Origin of the sequence: Clavibacter michiganensis, assembly GCF_016907085.1 — a bacterium.
In the GTDB taxonomy this organism is placed as follows: Bacteria; Actinomycetota; Actinomycetes; order Actinomycetales; family Microbacteriaceae; genus Clavibacter; species Clavibacter michiganensis_O.
The window spans coordinates 1983380-2004185 of sequence record NZ_JAFBBJ010000001.1; the positions used below are offsets into that span (position 1 = coordinate 1983380).

The window sequence follows — 20806 nt, forward strand, 5'->3', positions numbered from 1 at the left end:
GATAGAAGGAAGCGCATGTCCTCCCCCCGCCAGTCCCTCCGCACCGCCGGCGTCGCCGTCCGCGCGATGGCCGTCCTCACCGTCGTCCTCGGCGTCGGCTACACGGCCGTCGTCACGGGCGTCGGCCAGCTCGCGCTCCCCGCGCAGGCGGACGGATCGCTCGTCTCCGCCGACGGGCAGGTCGTCGGATCCTCGCTGATCGGCCAGTCCTTCCAGGACTCCGACGGCGACGCCCTCCCGGAGTGGTTCCAGTCCCGGCCCTCGGCCGCGGGCGACGGCTACGACGCCTCGGCGTCCAGCGGCTCGAACCTCGGCCCCGAGAACGACGACCTGGTCACCTCCATCGAGGACCGCAAGGCCGCCATCGCGGAGTCCGACGGCGTGGATCCCGCCACCATCCCGGCCGACGCGCTCACCGCATCCGCGTCGGGGCTCGATCCGCACATCAGCCCGGAATACGCTCGGGAGCAGGTGGCGCGCATAGCCTCGGCCCGGGGCATCCCCGAGCAGCAGGTCGAGCGCCTCGTCGACGAGCACGTGCAGGGCCGCGACCTCGGATACCTCGGGGAGCCGACCGTGAACGTGCTCGAGCTGAACATCGCGCTCGCCGGCCTCGGCGGCTGACGCCCGCACCACGCGGGCAAGGAAGAGAAGACATGAAGCGCGGTCGACTGCGGGTGCTGCTGGGAGCGGCGCCGGGCGTGGGCAAGACCTACGCGATGCTCGAGGAGGGCAAGCGGCTGCGCGACGAGGGCGCCGACGTGGTGGTCGCGGTCGTGGAGACCCACGGCCGCGCCGCCACGGCGGCGATGCTCGAGGGGCTGGAGATCCTGCCCCGGCGCGAGGTGTCGCACCGCGGGGTGGAGATCACCGACCTCGACGTGGACGCGGTCATCGCCCGCCGGCCGACCATCGCGCTGGTCGACGAGCTCGCCCACACCAACGCCCCCGGCGGCCGGAGCGAGAAGCGCTGGCAGGACGTGGACCTCATCCGCGACGCCGGCATCGACGTGATCTCCACCGTCAACATCCAGCACATCGCCTCGCTCAACGACGTGGTCGAGAAGATCACCGGGGTCCCGCAGCGCGAGACGATCCCCGACCGCGTGCTCCGCGAGGCGCACCAGATCGAGGTGATCGACCTCGCGCCCGAGGCCCTGCGCGACCGGCTCGCCGGCGGGCGCGTGTACCCGGCCGAGCGGATCGACGCGGCCCTCTCCCACTACTTCCGGCTCGGCAACCTCACCGCCCTCCGCGAGCTCGCGCTCCTCTGGCTCGCGGACGAGGTCGACACCGCGCTCGCCGCCTACCGCGACGAGAAGGGGATCGACGCCCGGTGGGAGGCCCGCGAGCGCGTGGTCGTGGCGCTCACCGGCGGCCCCGAGGGCGAGACGCTGCTGCGGCGCGGCGCCCGGATCGCGGCCCGCTCCGCCGGCGGCGAGCTCATGGCCGTCCACGTCTCCAGCCAGGACGGCCTGCGCTCCGGCAGCCCCGAGGCGCTCGCCAGCCAACGCGCGCTCGTCGACTCGCTCGGCGGCAGCTACCACCAGGTCGTCGGCGACGACATCCCGCGCGCGCTCGTCGAGTTCGCGCGCGCCTCCAACGCCACGCAGCTCGTGCTGGGCGTGAGCCGCCGCAGCCGCCTCGCCGCCGCGGCGACCGGGCCCGGCATCGGCGCCACGGTGATCCGCGAGTCCGGCGACATCGACGTGCACATCGTCACGCACGCGGCCGCGGGCGGGCGCTTCCGGCTGCCGCGGATCCGGGGCGGCGCGCTGAGCATGCGGCGCCGGATCCTGGGCGGGGTCCTCGCGCTCGGCGGCGGGCCGCTGCTCACCTGGCTGCTCTCGGCCACGCGCTCGGACGACTCCATCACGAGCGACGTGCTCTCGTACCAGCTGCTCGTGGTGCTGGTCGCGCTCGTCGGCGGGATCTGGCCGGCCCTCTTCGCGGCCGTGCTCTCCGGCTTCACGCTCGACTACTTCTTCATCGACCCGCTCTACACGATCACCGTCGACGAGCCGCTGCACCTGCTCGCGCTCGTGCTCTACGTGGTCATCGCGCTGCTCGTCAGCTGGATCGTCGACCAGGCCGCGCGCCGCACCCGCCTCGCCCGCCGCGCGGTCGCCGAGGCCGAGCTGCTGGCGACCGTGTCGGGATCCGTGCTCCGCGGCGAGGGCGCCGTGCACGCGCTCGTGAGCCGCACCCGCGAGGCGTTCGGCCTGCAGGGCGTGAAGCTCACGGATCGCGACGAGACGATCGCGTGGGACGGTGTCGTCACCGGCGCCGCCGCGACCGACGTGCCCGTGGGATCCCGCGGCGTGCTCACCCTCTACGGCGACGACCTCGAGGCGTCCGGCCGCCGGCTCCTCCGCGTCATCGCCGCGCAGCTCGACGCCGCGCTGGAGCACCGCGACCTCTCCGACACCGCCCGCGAGGTCGGCCCGCTCGCCCAGACCGACCGCGTGCGCACGGCCCTCCTCTCGGCCGTCAGCCACGACCTCCGCCGGCCGCTCAGCGCCGCGACCGCCGCCGTCACCGCGCTCCGCTCCCCCGGCATGACCTGGGCCGACGGCGACCGCGAGGAGCTGCTCGCGACCGCCGAGGAGAGCCTCGGCACGCTCGCCGACCTCGTCACCGACCTCCTCGACGTGAGTCGCGTGCAGGCGGGCGTGCTCGGCGTGCGCCTCATGGACGTCGACCTCGACGACGTCGTGCTCGCCGCCCTCGACGAGCTCGACCTCGGCCCCGCCGACGCCGTGCTGGATCTCGCGCCCGACCTCCCCGGCGCCGTCGCGGATCCGGGCCTCCTCCAGCGCGTGGTCGTCAACCTGCTGAGCAACGCCGTGCGGCACGCGCCCGACGGCGTGCCCGTGCGGCTCAGCACGAGCGCGTTCGCCGACTCCGTCGAGATCCGCGTCGTGGACCACGGACCGGGCGTCGCGCCCGAGCGCCGCGACGACATGTTCGTGCCGTTCCAGAGGCTCGGCGACACCGACAACGCGTCCGGCCTCGGCCTCGGGCTCGCGCTCTCGAAGGGCTTCACCGAGGGGATGGGCGGCACGCTCACCGCCGAGGACACCCCGGGCGGCGGCCTCACGATGGTGGTCGCGCTGCCCGTGTGCCGGGCCGGCGCCGAGCCCGTCGCGGATCCGCCCGCCCCCGCCGACCTCCCCACGACCGCCTCGGAGGTGTCCGCGTGAAGATCCTCATCGCCGACGACGACCAGCAGATCCTGCGGGCGCTGCGCATCACCCTCACGAGCCTCGGGTACGACATCGTCACCGCGGAGGACGGCGCCGCCGCCGTGCGCGCGGCCGTCGCCGAGAAGCCCGACCTCTACATGATCGACCTCGGCATGCCGCGGCTCGACGGCGTCGAGGTGATCCAGGCGCTCCGGCTGTGGTCGACCGCGCCGATCCTCGTGGTCTCCGGCCGCTCGGGCGCCGCCGACAAGGTCGAGGCGCTCGACGCGGGTGCCGACGACTACGTGACCAAGCCGTTCTCCATCGACGAGCTGCTCGCCCGGATCCGCGCCCTCGGCCGCCGCGCCGCCGCCGACGAGGACCGCTCGGCCACCGTCTCCTTCGCCGACGTGACGGTCGACCTCGCCGCCCGCGTCGTCACGCGCGGCGACCAGCGCGTGCGCCTCACCCCCACCGAGTGGCAGGTGCTCGAGCTCCTCGTGCGGAACCCCGACCGGCTAGTCTCGCGCCAGACGCTCCTCACCGAGATCTGGGGCCCGACGCACGTCAACGACAGCGGCTACCTCCGCCTCTACGTGGCGCAGCTGCGCAAGAAGCTCGAGCCGGATCCCGCCCACCCGCGGCACCTGCTCACCGATCCCGGGATGGGGTACCGATTCGTGCCGGCGGGGGCGGGGCGGGCGCCGGAGGACGCGTAGGCCGTGTCGCGCACGGCCAGCCGGCACCCGGATCCGCGAGCGTAGGCTCCCGTGGTGCCCCAGAGATCCACCCGCGCAGCCCGCCCCGCCGCCCTCCTCGCCTCCGCCGCCGCCGCGCTCGGCGGCCTCGCCGCCGCCGCCCTCGTCGTGCCGCGCCGGTTCGAGGCCGGCCGCCGCGAGCGCGCCGTGGTCCTCAACGAGACGCTGCCCGTGAACTCGGCCTGGTGGCGCGAGCACGCGAAGACCGAGGGCGACCTCCTCTACGTGGCGCTCGGCGACTCGACCGCGCAGGGCATCGGCGCGAGCCGCCCGGTGAACGGCTACGTCGGGATCCTCGCCGACCGGATCCGCGCCCTGAGCGGCCGCTCGGTCCGCACCGTGAACCTCAGCGTCTCGGGCGCCCGCGTCGCCGACCTCGTCGAGTACCAGCTCCCCCGCCTCGCGAAGCTGCAGCCTGACGTGGTAACCCTCGCGATCGGCGCCAACGACATCGCCGCCTTCGAGCCGGTCGCGTTCGAGCACGACCTCGGCCGGATCCTCGACGCCGTCCCGCCGACCACCGTCGTCGCCGACCTGCCGTGCTTCCACTTCCCGGCGAGCGAGCGCAAGGTGCGGGTCGCGAACGAGATCGTCCGCCGCCTCGCGACCGACCGCGGCCTCCGCCTCGCGCCGCTGCACCGCATCACCCGCCGCCAGACCGCGGTGCTCGCGATCACCCAGGCCGCCGGCGACCTCTTCCACCCGAACGACCGCGGCTACCGCGTCTGGGCCAGCGCGTTCCTGCCGTTCCTCCCGGCGACCGTTCGCGCGCTGGAGGTGGCGGGGCGCTGACCAGTCCTGTCCTCCCCACCACGTCAAGAATGGCTCGGTGCTCTAAGAGACCTTTGCCCTCGCGAGTGCAGGGACGGCCCATAATCGCGTCCGTTGCGATTTATAACAGCCGCGGACCGCCCACGCGCGGGTGCTCTGCCGCAGCAATACAGCGCAGCCGGGGATCGACAGGCTCACGCGACAGGACCGGTGAAAAGTCTATAGCCGTGTACGAGTGACTAGCTCGTGTGGCAGGCAAGAGCGCACTTAGCGCACCCATTGATGCGGCTATAGTTCGTGCGCGCCTTAGCGTCTGCAACCGCGTCACGACATGTCCAATGGCTTCCAAGAGCAAATTGGTTAGCCGGAAGAGGAACGCAGCTGAGGCCCGCGCTTACGTCGTGCACCTCGTGATCACCGTTGGGCTGAGCGTTCCTATTCACACAATATTGAGGCATGCGGGGACATCCTTGTCTATTATCGTTGCGTACAGACACAACGTAGGGCACCCTGCTGATTTATGCGACCCCGCGTTGTGGGTACGACCCGATCAAAAATATCGGCGGTTTCCGCATGACATCATGCGGGCCACGCCAGCTATACGTGGTGCTCGAGCGACCCGAATCCGTAGGCTGGATCCATGGCTGACGACACCCCCGATGCCCGCTCCACCGGCATCCTCTTGCTAGTGACCGGACTCGTCTCGTGCGCACTGCTCGTCGCGGGCGTCACTTCCCCTGCGTCGGTCCCGGCAGCCGTCTTCTCGGTCGCCGTGTTCGAGTACATGCGTGTGACGGGTCGCCGCCTTGAGCGAGAACGAGTATGAAGCACGCGCGTGGACTGGCGAATTCGATGAGCATCAGGAGCGGTGCCCGTTGGCTCGCCGTCAGCCTGAGCCTCGCGTCAGCGACTCTCCTGCTCTCGGGGTGCATCACGATCAACGTTCCGGCGCCACCCGAATCCCCCATACCGGACGCCACGCGCGACACGACTGACTACTCCGGGGCCTTGGGACAACTGGCGTTCGCGATAGGAGCCCTCGACAGATCCCGTTCCTCGACGGCGACCGCAGAGGACTGTAGCTTCACGGGCTACGTAGCCGAGCAGATGGGAGGCATGACCGCGGATCCGGAGTGGCAGGGGACATACGAGACCGTCAGAGCGAATATGGGCATCGTGTCAACGCTTTGCTTGTCCGACCCGTCTGATGCCGAAGCCGCACGCTTGGCCGGGAGTATTCGTCCCGATGTCGCGGCCATTTTGAATCAGGAGCGCTGGTTGGGCGTATCGGACTGGGGTGACTGAAGGGGGCGCGACCCCGTCCGCCCATGTCGGTGCCCGCCGGTAGAGTCCCCCGCATGGCCCGCATCCACTCCACGTACCGCTGCTCGGAGTGCGGGTGGACGACCCCGAAGTGGGTCGGCCGGTGCGCCGAGTGCCAGAGCTGGAACACCGTCGCCGAGGTGTCGCAGACGCCCGCGGCGGCCGGTCGCGTCACCACGCTCACGCCCGCCGGATCCAGCCAGGCGCGGTCGATCATGCACGTCGGCACCGCGTCCGCCAGCCACATGCCGAGCGGCGTCGGAGAGCTCGACCGGGTGCTCGGCGGCGGCATCGTGCCGGGCGCGGCCATCCTCATGAGCGGCGAGCCCGGCGTCGGCAAGTCCACGCTGCTGCTCGAGGTCGCGGCGCGCGCCGCCGCGAAGGGCGCGAAGGTCCTCTACGTCACGGCCGAGGAGTCGGTCGCACAGGTGCGCATGCGCGCCGAACGCACGGGCGGGCTGCAGGAGTCGCTCATGATCGCAGCCGAGACCGACCTCGGCACGATCCTCGGCCACATCGAGCAGGTGGCGCCCGACCTCCTCATCGTCGACTCCGTGCAGACCGTCTCCAGCAGCACGTCCGACGGCCTGCCCGGCCACCCCGGCCAGGTGCGCGAGGTCGCCGTCACGCTCATCCGCGTCTGCAAGGAGCGCGACCTGCCGCTGCTCCTCGTCGGCCACGTCACGAAGGACGGATCCATCGCCGGCCCGCGGCTCCTCGAGCACCTGGTCGACGTGGTGTGCCAGTTCGAGGGCGACCGGCAGACGTCGCTCCGCTTCATCCGCGCGCTCAAGAACCGCTTCGGCCCCACCGACGAGGTCGGCTGCTTCGAGATGGCGGGCGACGGCATCGTCGAGGTGCCGGATCCGAGCGGCATGTTCCTCTCGCGGGGCGTCCACTCGGTCTCCGGCACGTGCGTCACCGTCGCGATGGAGGGCCGCCGCGCCCTGCCCGTGGAGGTGCAGGCGCTCGTCGTCGACACGAAGGCGCCGCAGCCGCGCCGGGTGGTGAACGGCGTGGACGCGTCGCGCGTCGCGATGCTCCTCGCGGTGCTCGAGAAGCGCGCCAACGTGCGGCTCTCGGATCGCGACGTCTACGTGTCGACGGTCGGCGGCGTGCGGCTCACCGAGCCCGCGGCGGATCTCGCCATCGCCGTCGCGCTCGTCTCCGCCGTCAACGGCAAGGCCATGCCGCACGACCTCGCGGCGTTCGGCGAGATCAGCCTCGCGGGCGAGATCCGCGGCGTCACGTCGGCGCCGCAGCGCGCGGCGGAAGCGCGGCGGCTCGGATTCACGCAGATCGTCGACGCCGAGTGGGGCCCGCTGTTCTCCGCGCTCGGCCGCGCGTTCTCCCTCGCGAAGAGCGAGCGGGAGAAGGAGCTCGACGAGGCGTTCTGATCCGCGGGCCGCGACCCGGGCCGCCCGGCAGCGCCGGGATGCGGGTCAGACGGCGCCGACGGATCCGGCCGCGTGCTCGCGCACATGCGCTACGGCGTCGTCCACCACGTGCGTCACGTGCGTGTCCGCCACCTCGTAGCGGGCGATGCGGCCGTCGCGCTCCACGGTCACGAGCCCGGACGACCGCAGCACGCGCAGGTGCTGCGAGACGAGCGGCTGCGAGAGCCCCGACTCGGCGACCAGCTCCGACACGCTCATCTTCCGCGACGCCAGCAGCCCGATGAGACCGAGGCGCGACGGCGAGGACAGCGCCTTGAAGAGGTCCGCTGCCTGCTCGAAGCCGGCGGGTGGGTAGGTCATCTCGTCGATCCTATGGGCACGGGAGCGGGCGTCCGGGCGGGAGACGACGACGGGGACCGGCCCTCGTGGCCCGGTCCCCGTGTCGATCCTCGCGCGTCGTCGCGCGTCGGATCAGTGCTCGTCGTAGTGGTCGCCGTGCTCGGCGTGCTTGTGGCCGTCGTGGACGTAGTCCACGTGGTCCTCGTGCGTGACGGTCTCGTGACCGCAGTCGGTGCCGTGCTGGTGCTCGGCGACGGTGTGCTCGGCGTGGGTCTCGGTGGTGTCGGTCATGATGCGTCCTTCGGTCGGTGGGACATCAGGATGACAGACGCATGCATGGATTGCAATGGATGCATCCAATTGGGAATCGTGCTCATGTGCGCACATGGGCGCCGACCGCTGCGCGCGTCAGTAGAGCAGGAACGACTTGGGCGCTGCGCTCTTCACGCCAGCGACCTCGACCGACAGCGTGTAGGTCGCGCCGCCCGCGGGCACGGCCGGACGCTGCTTCTCCTGGCACGTGGTGGTGGACGACCGCTGGCGCGACCACTCGAACGGCGACGACGTCTGCGGGGTCCGCGCGGCGAGCTCGACCTCGGCGTCCTCCGCGCCCGTCTGGCAGTCGGTCGACTTCCAGTAGACGTCGGATCCGCTCGAGATCGTGAACACCTGCGTGGTCGTCCCGAGGTTCGCGGTGCAGGGCTCCATGCCCGTGTTCGTCACGGTGAACGAGAGCTTGGGCAGCACGCCCGCCTTGTAGGACGCGGCGTCGGTGACGGGGGTGACGGTCAGCTGGCCCGCGGCGCAGGATCCGTCGGCGTTCGTCTCCGTGCCGGCGCTGGCGGTGACGCTCGGGGTGGGATCGGGGGCGGTCTCCGCGGCGGCGTCGCCCGAGTCGCCGTCGGGGGCGGCGTCCGCGCTGGGCGTCGCGCCGGGAGCCGCGGTGTCGGCCGAGCCGCGACCGAGGTTGGAGACGATGATCACGACGACGGCGATCACGGCCACCACGACGAGCAGCGCGAGCAGACGGCGACGGCGGTACACGGCCGCGGACGGGCGGCCTCCGGGCGAGGTCGAGGACATGACCACAGGCTACGGTCGGGTGCCCGCCCGGGCGGGTCGGCGCGCCCGCCGGCCGCGTCCCTCCAGGTCGAGCGACACCGCCCGCGGGCGCCAGTGGGCGGATCCGCTCAGAGCGCCTTGAGCATGCGCGTGTTGCCGAGGGTGTTCGGCTTCACGCGCGAGAGGTCGAGGAACTCGGCGATGCCCTCGTCGTGCGAGCGGAGCATCTCGTAGTAGATCTCCTGCGCGATGATCGACTCCGCCACCTCGTGGTACCCGTGGCGGGAGAAGAAGCCGACCTCGAAGGTCAGGCAGAACAGGCGGCTGAGGCCGAGCTCGCGGGCGTCGTCCTCGAGGCGCTCGAGGATCGCGTGGCCGACGCCGGTGCCGCGCGTGTGCGGGGCGGCCGCGAGGGTGCGGATCTCGCCGAGGTCCTCCCACATCACGTGCAGGGCGCCGCAGCCGACGACCTCGCCGGACGCGTCGACCGCGACCCGGAACTCCTGCACGTTCTCGTAGAGCACCACGAGGTCCTTGCCGAGGAGGATGCCCTCCATCACGAGCGGCTCGACGAGCTGCTGGATGCGCGGCACGTCGCCGGTGCGCGCGCGTCGCACGCGGATGCCGGCTGCGGGCTCCACGGACTCGGCGGTGACTGGCTCTGCGCTCACGGTGACGACCCTCTCGATCCGCGGCACGGGCGCCCGGATCAGGTGTCCAGCCTAGCGACGAGCGTCCCCCGCGTCCGGGGCGGCCGGCTCGGCGCCGGGCAGCTCGGCGCCGCGGGTGAGCCGCGCGATCATCCGCGGCGCGATCCACACGATCGCCACCACGCCGACCACCGCGCGCAGCCCGGCGAACACGAGCACCCACCAGCCGACCCCGTCGCCGCCGACGATGAGCGCGATCCCGATGACGACGAGCGCGGCGTCCGCGACGAACGGCACGCGCAGCCAGAACATGAGGCGGCGGACGGGATCCATGTCAGCTGCCGCCGACCGGCCCCGGACGATCCGCAACGGGTGCGCCCGACGGCGGCGCCCAGCGATCGGACGCGGATCCCGCGGGCGCGCCCGACTCGGAGCGCGAATCCACCGCGCGCCGCGCCACCGGCAGCCGCACCCCGAACACGGTGCGTCCCGGCTCCGACTCGACCCAGACCGCGCCGTGGTGCGCCGACACGATCGCCTGCGCGATCGCGAGGCCGAGGCCCGTGCCGCCGGTGGAGCGCGCGCGGGATCCGTCGCCGCGCACGAAGCGCTCGAACAGGGAGGCCTGCAGATCGGGCGGGATGCCGGGGCCGTCGTCGGTCACGCGGATGACGGCGTGCGCATCCGGCCCCGCGCCCTCGACCGCGAGCGACGCGACGACGCGCGTCCCCGCCGGCGTGTGCGTGCGGGCGTTCGCGAGCAGGTTGACGACCACCTGGCGGAGCCGGGCGTCGTCGCCGGGGACGGTCACGGAGTCCTCGGGCAGGTCGAGGTCCCAGTCGTGATCCGGGCCCGCGGCGCTCGCGTCGCCGACCGTGTCGAGGAGGATGCGCGTGAGGTCGACCGGATCCGACTCGAGCTCGCGCCCCTCGTCGAGCCGCGCGAGGAGCAGGAGGTCCTCGACGATCGTGGTCATGCGCACCGACTCCGACTCGATGCGCGACAGCGAGTGCGTCACGTCCTCGGGCAGCTGGTGGGGCCCGCGACGCGTGAGCTCGGCGTAGCCGCGGATGGAGGCGAGCGGCGTGCGCAGCTCGTGGCTCGCGTCCGACACGAATCGCCGCACCTTCGCCTCGCTCGCCTGCCGCGATGACAGCGCCGCGGAGACGTGCCCGAGCAGGCCGTTGAGCGCGGCGCCCACGCGGCCGACCTCGGTGCGCTCGTCGGTGTCGGATGCGGGCACGCGCGCCTCGAGCGCGACGTCGCCGCGGTCCAGCTCGAGCGCGGCCACGTGGGTCGCCGTGTCGACGACCCGGTCCAGCGGCCGCAGCGCGCGGCGCACGATGACGGCGCCGAGCACCGCGGCGAGGGCCAGCGTGAGGGCGGCGACCACCGTGATCACGACGATGAGCTGCTCGACCACGTCGTCGGCGGGCTTCATCGGCAGGCCGGTGACGAGGGTCGCGCCGGTGGCCGCGGTGTCACCGACGAGCCGATAGCGGCCGAGCGCGCCGCCGAGGTCGACCGTGCGGGGGATCCCGTCGGTGGGCACGCTCCGCAGCTGCTGGCTCTGCACCTGCGTCAGCTCCACCGCGCCCGCGCCGCCCGGCTCGCCCTCTGCCGCATCGCGGTCGGCGATGTAGCCGCCCGAGACCACGCCGTCGACGATGGTCGCGCTGATCGTGCCGACCTGCTGCCCGAACGCGCCGAGCCCGCCGGGAGGGGCGCCGGGGAAGCTGCCGTACTGATCCGCGTCCCGGTCGATGAGGTTCGAGGAGCGCGCCGCGGTGGCCTGCAGCTGCTGGTCGACCTGCTGCACGAGCGACGCCCGCAGCGCGAGGATGCTCACCGTGCCGATGAGGATGCTCGCGAGCGCCAGCAGCCCCACCACGCTGAGCACGAGGCGGCGACGGAGGGTCATGCCGCGCGCGGCGGCGGTGAGCCGGGCCCGCAGCGGTGTGGCGCGCAGCGGCGTCGTGCCCGGCGGCGTGGCGGCCTGCGGCTGGGTCACTCCGCGGCCTTGAGCATGTAGCCGCTGCCGCGCACCGTGTGGATCATCGGGTTCCGCCCGGCATCGATCTTGCGGCGCAGGTAGGAGATGTAGATCTCGACCACGCTCGACTTGCCGCCGAAGTCGTAGCTCCACACCCGGTCGAGGATCTGCAGCTTGCTCAGCACGCGGCGCGGGTTCCGCATCAGGTAGCGCAGCAGCTCGAACTCGGTGGCGGTGAGCTCGATGGGGTCGCCGGCGCGCGCGACCTCGTGGCTGTCCTCGTCGAGCGTGAGGTCGCCGACGCGGATCACCGGGTCGACGCTGTCGCTCACCACGAGCGTCGAGCGGCGGATGAGGCCGCGCAGCCGGGCCACGACCTCCTCCAGGCTGAACGGCTTCGTCACGTAGTCGTCGCCGCCCGCGGTGAGGCCGGCGAGCCGGTCGTCGAGCGAGTCCTTCGCGGTGAGGAAGAGGACGGGGATGTCCTCGGCGTCGGCCCGCAGCCGTGACAGCACCTGGAGCCCGTCGAGGTCGGGCAGCATGATGTCGAGCACCACGGCGTCGGGCTTGAACTCGCGCGCGGCGGCGAGCGCCTGGTGCCCGTTCTCGGCCGTGCGGATCTGCCAGCCCTCGTAGCGCAGCGCCATCTGGAGCAGGTCGGTGAGGGACGCCTCGTCGTCGACGACGAGCACCCGGATGGGCGATCCGTCGGCGCGCGTGAGGCGGGGCTGCGGGGCGGCGGCGGGCTGGAAGCCGGAGGGCGGGGTGGTGGTCACGGGATCCATCATGCGGATGTTCCTATGAAGCGGCCATGAGGCGGCCATGGGCCGGCTTCCGCTGTAGCGGATCAGGACAGGATCAGCGCCCCGCTGCGCAGGCCCTCCGCGATGAGGGCGTACAGGACGAGCGCGATCAAGATCGCGCCGATGATCCACGAGCTCACGTCCACGTCGCCGAGCTCCGGGTCCACGCGGCGCTCGAGCCGCCGTGCGGCACGCGCCCCGTAGGCGCACCCGATGCAGATGACCACGAGCGTCCCGACCACGGCGATGCCCGTCCAGCGCGCGAGCGCCGCCGCCGGTCCGCCCACCAGCGCGACCACCCACACCGCCAGGAGGCCCAGGCCGAAGACGACCCCGAGGATCCACCCCACGGCCTTCAGTCCCTCCTCCGCCACCGCCACCGACAGCTCCCGCGCCAAGTCCTCGACGACGTGCGGATGGGGCCCCGGCAGCCGGTAGCGCGCGGCCTTCCGCTCGCGGCGCGTCATCCGGGCGGGGTCGGCGAAGTGCGCGCGGTGATCGGTGATCGCCGGAGCGAGCGCCTCGAGTTCCTCCGGCAGCGCGGTATCCGGCGGCAGCGCCAGGAAGGCCGGGATCTCGTGATCCCCAATCCCCGAGTGCGCGATCATCCGGGCCAGCCGATTGCGCTCGACCTCCGTCGTCCAGCCGGGGACGACGATGCCCCACCGACCGGCCTGGTCAGGCGCGATGAGCTCACGGTACAGCTCGGCGAGGGCGAGTCGGGCGGCCCCGTCCGTGGGATCCGCGCGCACCCGCTCCTTGAGGAGGGCGAGCGCGTCCGTCCGACGGTCGTCGGCCCAGAGGAGGCGGGCACGGGTCAGGGCGTCGGGATCGTCGGGCACCGGCCGATGCTGCCAGGTCCACGCTCACGGCGAGCGGGCAGCGCACGGGCGGAACCAGTGCGGACCGCCGCGTCGAGCACGCGCCTTCAGGAGCCGATGCGCGCTGCCGCGTCAGACCCGCGCCGTCGGACCGGTCCGCCGAACGCTCCTGGACGACGACGAACCCGGCGCGTGGTGCGCCGGGCCCGTCCCTTGGCACGGATCCCGCCAAGTGGAGCGCCGATCAGGTGCGCTGGATTTGAGGTCAGGCAGGCCCCTATGGCACTTATCGCTGTCTAGTCATCTTCGACAACCTCCCACTCTCCAACACTGAATGTTCCTATGTGGGCCTTAAGGGTCGTCGGAAGCGGCTTGACCACACCTTGAGCCTCAAACAACTCGACTTGCATACCTACCATGCCGCTCCCCTCAGTGACGACGTCTCTAAGACGTATGGCACCGTCTTGACAGCCTTGACCGGTTCCGTAGAGCGCAAGGCGGCCCGCAACCCTCGTACCCCAAAAATCGAACTGTTTTGCTTTTGTCCCCGAGCCGATTTCAATACGAAGCTCAGCCGAGTCTGCTACGTATCCGTTACCGAAAACAAATCTCGGAAAATCCTCGGCCGTGCTTTCTTGCGGAGTTTCCGTCAGCCACAATTTTGCACCGGGCTCGATGTGGGCATCCCAAGCAAAAATGGTCGCGCCTTTGCCCCTCACGCCTAATCTTAGATTGTCCGAGATGCGCGTCGAGCGAAGACTAAGACGAGATTTTACGCGACATTGCTCAAATTCAAATTCACCCACAATGCGAGCGTCGTCTAGAATAAACTCCTTAAAAACACACTGCCGGAAGCTAAATCTTGGGAGAGACGCTCCGGACAAGTCAAATCGCATACCGCTCCAAAGGCCCTGGCCTCGAGCATTAGGCGTCGTGTGCGCCGCGATCTGAGTCAGCACGGCTCGACGCAGAACCGCCTCCCTCGCCCGGCCGTCTGGATCAGAAGGTTCGGGGAGACGCAAATACGCGCATAGAACATCTATGCACTCTTGACGCTGCTCCGCCCAGTCATCAGCCAATCTGGACAGGGCATAGATGCCGGCGAAGCGCACGGACTCCTTTTCGTGACCCAGCTGCTCCGCCGCACTTTTATACCGGTCGGCGAGCTGTGCGTCATCTTCTCGAGTACTAGCAGCCTCTTGCACTCTCTGTTTTCGATATGAGTACACGATAGCAAACACGCCGGCGAACACGCCGGCAGTAGTTACCGCGGAGCGCACAATGTCGTATAAATCAGCAGTCTCGATGGAGTCAATCGCCGGATCAAAAAGCGAGATATCGTTACCAGCTAAGCGCCCATACGCAACGAAGATACCCCACAGCAAGGCCGTCGCCAGGGCGAATACTATTACCAAACTCAATAGGAAGGGAGGCAGCTTCAGCGATTCCTTTCCTCCACCGGCTCGCTGCGCTTTGTCACTAGCTTTTGCTTGCATCTTTCTTCTAACAAATTGCATCCGACGACTCCATTCCAACAATGCAAGCCTAGCCCCGATTTTCATCGCTGATTGAAGCGCAACTGCCCACCGGCCTCAAGCCCCACCTGCCTAAGCGTCATTTGCGGACGATGACGGGCCCGGCGCATGGTGCGCCGGGCCCGTCGTGTCGTGCGGGTGCGGGAGCTAGTGCTTGTCCTCCGTCGCGCGCGTGACGGTCTCGCCGTCGACGCTCGCGCGGTCCTTCTTCTGCTTGTCGCCGCGGGTCTTCGCGAGGCTCGCGACGGTGGCGACCGTGATGGTCGCGCCGATGAAGAGGAGCGAGAACCAGATCGGGATCTCGGGCGCCCACAGCATCGGCTCGCCGCCGTTGATGAAGGGCAGCTCGTTGACGTGCATCGCGTGCAGCACGAGCTTGAGGCCGATGAACGCGAGGATCACCGCGAGGCCCTGCGACAGGTACACGAGGCGCTCGAGCAGCCCGCCGATGAGGAAGTACAGCTGGCGGAGGCCCATCAGCGCGAAGGCGTTCGCGGTGAACACGATGTACGCCTCGTTCGTGAGGCCGTAGATCGCGGGGATCGAGTCGAGCGCGAACACCAGGTCGACGAAGCCGATCGCGATGACGCAGAGCAGCAGCGGCGTGACGAAGCGCTTGCCGTCGATCTTGGTGGTGAAGCGGTCGCCGACGAACTCGTCGTGGACGGGGAGGATCCGGCGGGCGATGCGCACGAACATGTTGTCCGCCGCGTTGCCGCCGTGGTCGCCCTTCAGCTGCTGGTACGCGAGCACGAACAGCAGCGCGCCGAAGATGTAGAAGACCCAGGAGAAGTTCTCGATGAGGGCGGCGCCGAGCGCGATGAAGCCGGCGCGCATGATCAGCGCGATGACGATGCCGATCATCAGCACCTTCTGCTGGTACTTCCGGGGCACGGCGAACCCGGTCATGATCAGCAGGAACACGAACAGGTTGTCGATCGACAGGGCCTTCTCGGTGAGGTAGCCGGCGAAGTACTCGCCGCCGTAGCCCCAGCCGCTCGTGAAGCCGATGCCGACGCCGAAGATCAGGGCGAGGCCGATGTAGAAGGCCGACCAGCGGGCGGACTCGCCGATGGTGGGCTCGTGCGGCTTGCGCACGTGGGTGAAGAACTCGTAGACGAAGAACGCGATGGTGACCGCGATCGTGATGAGCCAGGTGGTCGTGGTGATGTTCACGGGGGTCTCCGGTGATGAGGCCGACGGGAATCGGAACGGCTAGGTGGCGCGCGGACGCCCCCATGATCCCATGCAGGATCTCCCCATACCGGGGAAATGCCTGCGCCTACGCTCCGCGGATCGTGCGCCCCGCCGGGTCAGGTCAGGCTCGGCGCCTCGAACGGGTACGCGACGTAGGCGAACCGGCGCGAGTCGGGCGCCCAGCTCGTGACGTTGATGGTGCCCTGGCCGCCGGGGAACGCCGCGAGGTCGCGCGTGCGGTGGCTCTGCCGGTCGATGACGCGGAGGATCACGTCGTGGTCGGCCGGATGCCCGAGCGTGCCGGGCGGGAAGCTGAGGTAGACGATGTGCTCGCCGTCCGGTGACGGGTGCGGGAACCAGTTGACGCGCTCGTCGGCGGTGAACTGGTGCGTGTCGGAGCCGTCGATGCGCATCGTGAACAGCTGCGCGTGGCCCGGCAGGTCGGATCCGCGCTCGGAGTTGAAGTAGAGCCAGCCGCCGTCGGGCGAGAACTCGGCACCGTCGTCGGGGAAGCCGTCGTCGGTGAGCTGCGTCGTGGGGCCGCCGTCCACGGGCACGAGGTGGATGTTCGTGGTCCACTCGCCGCGCGCGTCGAGCTGGCCGCCGATGACGCTGAGCGTCGAGCCGTCGGGCGAGACGCCGTGCAGGTAGTTCTTGAAGCCGAGCGCCGGATCCCGGTCGGCCGTGATCCGCCGCCCCTCGCCGCCCGCGCCGTCGTTCCAGAGCACGCTGTACAGGTGGCCGTCGCGGCCGGAGACGTACACGTGCGCGCCGTCGGGCGAGAAGACGTGGTCGTTGTTGATGGGCGGCACGCCGCCGAGGTCGACCGCATGGAAGTCGACCGCGGGCTCGGGGAGGTCCGGATCCGGCTCCTCGGCGAGAGGCGCCGGCAGCCGCCAGAGCCCGCCCTCCGCGTTGACGACGAGCCAGCGTCCGTCGGGCGTCCAGTTCGGCGCCTCGATGTGCAGCACGGCCGACTCGGCGACCATGCGCTCGGCGCCCGTCTCCACGTCGACGACGAGGAGGCGGGCCAGCTGGCCGTCGCGCAGCGTCACGCGGTGGATCCGGCGGTGCCGTCGGCAGGGGCGGCTCCCTGCGCGTCGTCGCGGTTGTTGGCGAACGCCGAGTCGAAGAGGCTGTCCGGCGTCGGCCAGAGGAGGGAGCGCACCTGCGCGAGGGCGTCGGGGGCTCCGTGCATGCGGTCCATCCCCGCATCCTCCCACTCGACCGAGACGGGTCCGTCGTAGCCGATGCTGCGGAGCGCCCGGAAGGCGCGCTCGAAGGGCACGTCACCGTGGCCGACCGAGACGAAGTCCCAGCCGCGGCGCGGGTGGCCCCACGGGAGGTGGGAGCCGAGGCGGCCGCCGCGGCCGTCCGACGTGACCCGGGTGTCCTTGGCGTGCACGTGGTAGATCCGGTCGGCGAAGTCGAGGAGGAAGCCCACCGGGTCGATGCCCTGCCACATCATGTGGCTCGGATCCCAGTTGAGGCCGAAGCCCGGGCGGTGCCCGATGGCCTCGAGCGTGCGGCGGGTGGTCCAGTGGTCGTAGGCGATCTCGCTCGGGTGCACCTCGAGCGCGTACTGCACGCCCGCGTCGTCGAACACGTCGATGATCGGGTTCCAGCGGTCGGCGAAGTCCTGGTAGCCGGCGTCGATGACCGACTCGGGCACGGGCGGGAACATGGCGACGTACGGCCAGATGCGGGATCCGGTGAATCCGGTCACGCGCGTGACCCCGAGCCCCGCGGCCGCCTTCGCCGTCAGCTTCAGCTCCTGCGCCGCGCGCTGGCGCACGCCCTCGGCCTGGCCGTCGCCCCATACCTTGGAGCGCAGGATCGCCTGGTGCCGGAAGTCGATGGGGTCGTCGCACACGGCCTGGCCGGTGAGGTGCTGCGAGAGGGCGTGCACCTGGAGGCCGTGGCGCTCGAGGATCTCGAGGCGACCGCGGAGGTAGGCCGGGTCCTCGGCCGCGCGCCACACGTCGAGGTGCTCGGCGGAGCAGGCGATCTCGAGGGCGTCGAACCCCCAGCCGCTCGCGAGCCGGGCCACCTCCTCCAGCGGCAGGTCGGCCCACTGGCCGGTGAAGAGCGCTACGGGCGTGGTGATCTGGGGCATGGTTCCCTCTCGTCGACGGTGACGGTGCGGTGGCGCGGCCCGGTGACGGCGCGCGGGATCCACGCTACACACCGGGCCGCGCCCGCTCCCGGGTGGCCGTCAGCGAAAGTTCGCCGACTGGGTGCGCTGGTAGCCCGCGAGCGTGATGCCGCCGAGGAGCACCGCCCACGCCGCGAGGAGGATGAGCGGGATCCCCATCGCCGCCGTGTCCTGCCGGGCGGCGGCGCTCGTGAGCGTGCTCCACGCGCCGGTCGGCAGCAGCACCGTGAGCGACGCCCAGGGCGTGCCGCTCGTATCGCCGCCCGTGAACAGGCCGCCCGCGAAGGACAGCGGCAGGTACACGAGGTTGGCGAGGCCGAGCGCGCCGCGGGCGGGGAACCAGTAGCCCATCGCGAGGCCGAGCAGCGCCATCGGCACGGCGCCGGCCAGCACGGCGAGCGCGACGGCGCCGAGGGTGGCCGCGTCCACCCGGACGCCGCCCACGAGGATCCCGACCGCGACCACCGGGATCACGAACACGACGCCGAAGACGCACGCGACCGTGAGCTTGGCGGCGAGCCGGATCCACGCGGGCACCGGCGCCGTGAACAGCCACCGCTCCCACGGCGACTCCCGGGCCGACGCGACGCCGACGCCGAACTGGAACGTCACCGTGCCGAGCACCGAGAACAGCACGTAGCCGAGCAGGACGCTCAGCCGCGCGCTCGGCGGACCGCCCTGCGGCAGTCCGACGACCGCGTAGATGAGCACGGGGTACGCGAGGAGCGGGAGCACGAACGCCGGCATGCGCGCGTTCTGCGCGAGCTCGCTGACGACGTGGGCGCGGTAGATGGGGAACCGGCGGGCCGCGGTGGGGCGGACCGGGATCGGCGCGGCGGTCATCGGGCGCATCCCGCGCGATCCTCGGTGCGCGACGGATCGCCGGGGATGGCGTCCGCGCCACCTGCCAGCACGCGCTCCACGATCTCGCCGAGCCCCGGCTCCACGACCGTGAGGCGGGGCTGCGGCACGGCGGCGAGCACCAGCCCGGCGACGACGTCGGAGCGGTCGGTGTCGATGACCCACCGGATCCGCTCGAGGCCGCGGGGCTCCTCCCCCGCCTCGGGCACCGCGCCGGACGACCGCAGGCGCCGCGCCTCGGCGGCGTTCGCGTCGAATCCGACCCGCCGCACGCCGGCGAGACCCCGGAAGTCGGCGGCGGTCCAGTGGCCGACGACCCGCCCGTGGTCGAGGCAGACGACGGTGTCGGCGAGCGCCGCGACCTCCTCCATGTCGTGCGACGCGAGGAGCACGGTGCGCCCGGAGTCGCGCACCGCGACGATGGCGTCGCGCACGGCGGCCCGGCCCGGGATGTCGAGCGCCGCGGAGGGCTCGTCGAGCACCACCACGGGCGTCCCCGCGCCCACCACGCACGCGAGCGCGACCCGCCGTCGCTCGCCGCCGCTCAGACCCCCGGTCTGGCGCGACGCGAGGCGGTCGAGGTCGAACCGGTCGATCGCGGCGGCCGGCGTGAGCGCGGCGGCGTGCGGCACGAGGGCGAGCGCCAGCACCTCGCGCACCGTGAGGTACTCGGGGAACGCGAGCGCCTGCGGCATCACGGCCACCAGCGCCGCCGTGGGCCCGCCGCGCCGCACGTCGTGGCCGAGCACGCGCGCCCGGCCTGCGTCCGGGCGCCGGGTGGCGGTGAGCACGTCGATGGCCGTGGTCTTGCCGGATCCGTTCGGCCCGAGCAGCGCGTGCACGAGCCCCGGCGCGAGGGAGAACGTCGCGGCATCGAGGGCGCGCGTGCGCCCGAAGGTGCGGGTGATCCCGTCGAGCTCCACCGCGTCAGTCATGGGATGCCTCCTCCTCGGCGAAGCGCCGCGCACCGGGCTCCGCACCGCCGAACGAGATCGCGTAGAGGGACGATTGCGTCACCCCGTCGAGCCCGAGCACCGCGTCGAGCTCGTGGTCGACGAACCCGACCCAGCCCAGCACCGGCAGCCCCAGCGCGGTCGCGACCAGGAGCGCGTTCTGCCCCACGTGCCCCGCCTCGAGCAGCGTGAGCCGGTAGCCGCGGAGCCCGTACTTGCAGCGCGAGCGCTCGAAGCTGCCCGTGATGACGATGGTGACCGCCGCCGTCTCCGGGATCGGCGCCATGAGCGACGGCGCGGCGCGACGGAAGCGCGCGAGCCGCCCGTCCCGGTCGAGCCCGGACACGTCGACGAGCGTCTCCTCCAGCGGGTCGAGCTGGTGGATCCCCGGCGCCAGCCCCACCACCGACCGCGCGACCACGTGCAGGTCGAGCGGGTACAGCCCGCCGCCCGAGGGCACGAAGCGCCCCGGCGTGCCGTCGCCGCGCGGTCCGTAGGCGAGGCGCAGCACCGTGGAGAGCTCGGCCAGCTCGACCGGCCGCCCGAGCGTGCGCGGCTCGGCCGACCGGCGCGCCGCCAGCGTCGCGCCCAGCTCGTGCCGCAGCGGGAGCGCGCTCGGGAGCGGCAGCGCCGGGAGGAGCCGCGGCGCGGAGGTGGCCCCGCCCGGCCCGGCGTCCGTGACGCCCTGCGCCTCCTGCGCCATCTGGTGGGCGTACCGCACGTCGGTCCAGCCGGGGTGGGTGATCCGCGTGATCTTCGACGCCTCGTGGAAGTCCTCGGCGGGGTCGCCCGCGGGCCGGTCGACGGCGCCCCCGACGCTGAAGATCGGCCCGACGCTCCCGAGGGAGCGGGCGGACGCGGGTGCGCCGGGATCCGCCCCCGCGGACGGACCCGTCGGGGCCTCCGCCCGGTCGGGGGCGGAGTCGGTCTCGATGGTGCTCATGGGATCCTCCTGGTGCGGCGGGCAGTGGGACGGCGGCGGGGACGCGGACGGGCGGCGCCG

General features: G+C 71.7%; 21 protein-coding genes. 6 read left to right on the top strand and 15 right to left on the bottom strand.

The annotated features are described in order from the left end of the window. Window positions 1–15: 15 nt before the first annotated feature. The 6 genes from kdpC to radA all read left to right on the top strand — a co-directional run bounded on the left by kdpC (window position 16) and on the right by radA (window position 7434). The gene (gene kdpC, locus JOE38_RS09145) at window positions 16–624 is read left to right on the top strand and encodes a potassium-transporting ATPase subunit KdpC (protein ID WP_204575896.1); all 609 of its coding nucleotides are present in this window, start codon (window positions 16–18) and stop codon (window positions 622–624) included. Between the two features lie 32 nt (window positions 625–656). Beyond that, window positions 657–3203, top strand: a complete 2547-nt coding sequence (locus JOE38_RS09150; RefSeq protein ID WP_204575898.1) for a DUF4118 domain-containing protein — start codon at window positions 657–659, stop codon at window positions 3201–3203. Beyond that, entirely contained in the window at window positions 3200–3904 is a 705-nt protein-coding gene (locus JOE38_RS09155) for a response regulator (protein ID WP_204575900.1), read from the top strand. Before JOE38_RS09150 ends, JOE38_RS09155 begins: the two co-directional genes overlap by 4 nt. A 54-nt stretch (window positions 3905–3958) precedes the next feature. After that, complete coding sequence (locus tag JOE38_RS09160) at window positions 3959–4735, top strand: SGNH/GDSL hydrolase family protein (protein WP_307838852.1); 777 nt, start codon at window positions 3959–3961, stop codon at window positions 4733–4735. 619 nt (window positions 4736–5354) lie between these two features. Continuing rightward, window positions 5355–5540 carry a hypothetical protein gene (locus JOE38_RS09165; protein WP_204575904.1) on the top strand — a complete coding sequence of 62 codons (186 nt, stop codon included), beginning with the start codon at window positions 5355–5357 and terminating at the stop codon, window positions 5538–5540. 532 nt (window positions 5541–6072) lie between these two features. After that, a complete protein-coding gene (radA, locus tag JOE38_RS09170) occupies window positions 6073–7434 on the top strand; it encodes a DNA repair protein RadA (protein ID WP_041464337.1) in 1362 nt (453 codons plus the stop codon). A 45-nt stretch (window positions 7435–7479) separates the two neighbouring features. Here the strand turns inward: radA and JOE38_RS09175 are convergent, their stop codons facing one another. From JOE38_RS09175 to JOE38_RS09245, 15 genes are all read right to left on the bottom strand, one after another. Then, window positions 7480–7794, bottom strand: coding sequence for an ArsR/SmtB family transcription factor (locus tag JOE38_RS09175; protein ID WP_204575906.1), 315 nt, complete (start codon window positions 7792–7794; stop codon window positions 7480–7482). 111 nt (window positions 7795–7905) lie between these two features. Continuing rightward, the gene (locus tag JOE38_RS09180; protein WP_012039450.1) at window positions 7906–8064 is read right to left on the bottom strand and encodes a hypothetical protein; all 159 of its coding nucleotides are present in this window, start codon (window positions 8062–8064) and stop codon (window positions 7906–7908) included. Between the two features lie 117 nt (window positions 8065–8181). After that, a complete protein-coding gene (locus tag JOE38_RS09185) occupies window positions 8182–8856 on the bottom strand; it encodes a hypothetical protein (RefSeq protein WP_204575907.1) in 675 nt (224 codons plus the stop codon). A 107-nt stretch (window positions 8857–8963) separates the two neighbouring features. Continuing rightward, window positions 8964–9506, bottom strand: a complete 543-nt coding sequence (locus JOE38_RS09190) for an amino-acid N-acetyltransferase (RefSeq protein ID WP_204575908.1) — start codon at window positions 9504–9506, stop codon at window positions 8964–8966. A 51-nt stretch (window positions 9507–9557) separates the two neighbouring features. Then, window positions 9558–9818 (bottom strand): hypothetical protein, encoded by a 261-nt coding sequence (locus JOE38_RS09195; RefSeq protein ID WP_204575909.1) that lies wholly within the window; start codon window positions 9816–9818, stop codon window positions 9558–9560. Between the two features lies 1 nt (window position 9819). Next, window positions 9820–11406: a sensor histidine kinase gene (locus JOE38_RS09200; RefSeq protein WP_204577163.1), complete on the bottom strand. Its 1587-nt coding sequence runs from the start codon at window positions 11404–11406 to the stop codon at window positions 9820–9822. 86 nt (window positions 11407–11492) lie between these two features. Beyond that, the gene (locus JOE38_RS09205) at window positions 11493–12266 is read right to left on the bottom strand and encodes a response regulator transcription factor (protein WP_012039455.1); all 774 of its coding nucleotides are present in this window, start codon (window positions 12264–12266) and stop codon (window positions 11493–11495) included. A 59-nt stretch (window positions 12267–12325) separates the two neighbouring features. Continuing rightward, a complete protein-coding gene (locus JOE38_RS09210) occupies window positions 12326–13123 on the bottom strand; it encodes a tetratricopeptide repeat protein (RefSeq protein ID WP_204575910.1) in 798 nt (265 codons plus the stop codon). 275 nt (window positions 13124–13398) lie between these two features. Next, window positions 13399–14619: a hypothetical protein gene (locus JOE38_RS09215; protein WP_204575911.1), complete on the bottom strand. Its 1221-nt coding sequence runs from the start codon at window positions 14617–14619 to the stop codon at window positions 13399–13401. A 165-nt stretch (window positions 14620–14784) separates the two neighbouring features. Then, a complete protein-coding gene (locus JOE38_RS09220; RefSeq protein ID WP_204575912.1) occupies window positions 14785–15813 on the bottom strand; it encodes a TerC family protein in 1029 nt (342 codons plus the stop codon). A gap of 137 nt (window positions 15814–15950) precedes the next feature. Then, a complete protein-coding gene (locus JOE38_RS09225; RefSeq protein ID WP_204575914.1) occupies window positions 15951–16889 on the bottom strand; it encodes a PD40 domain-containing protein in 939 nt (312 codons plus the stop codon). Beyond that, on the bottom strand, window positions 16886–17950 hold the full coding sequence (locus JOE38_RS09230) for a sugar phosphate isomerase/epimerase family protein (RefSeq protein ID WP_204575916.1): 1065 nt from the start codon (window positions 17948–17950) through the stop codon (window positions 16886–16888). The genes JOE38_RS09225 and JOE38_RS09230 overlap by 4 nt, the downstream gene beginning before the upstream one ends. A 99-nt stretch (window positions 17951–18049) precedes the next feature. Next, a complete protein-coding gene (locus JOE38_RS09235; protein ID WP_239544794.1) occupies window positions 18050–18841 on the bottom strand; it encodes an ABC transporter permease in 792 nt (263 codons plus the stop codon). Further along, entirely contained in the window at window positions 18829–19785 is a 957-nt protein-coding gene (locus JOE38_RS09240; protein ID WP_204575919.1) for an ABC transporter ATP-binding protein, read from the bottom strand. The genes JOE38_RS09235 and JOE38_RS09240 overlap by 13 nt, the downstream gene beginning before the upstream one ends. Further along, on the bottom strand, window positions 19778–20746 hold the full coding sequence (locus JOE38_RS09245) for a SagB/ThcOx family dehydrogenase (RefSeq protein ID WP_204575922.1): 969 nt from the start codon (window positions 20744–20746) through the stop codon (window positions 19778–19780). Before JOE38_RS09245 ends, JOE38_RS09240 begins: the two co-directional genes overlap by 8 nt. Window positions 20747–20806 lie beyond the last annotated feature (60 nt).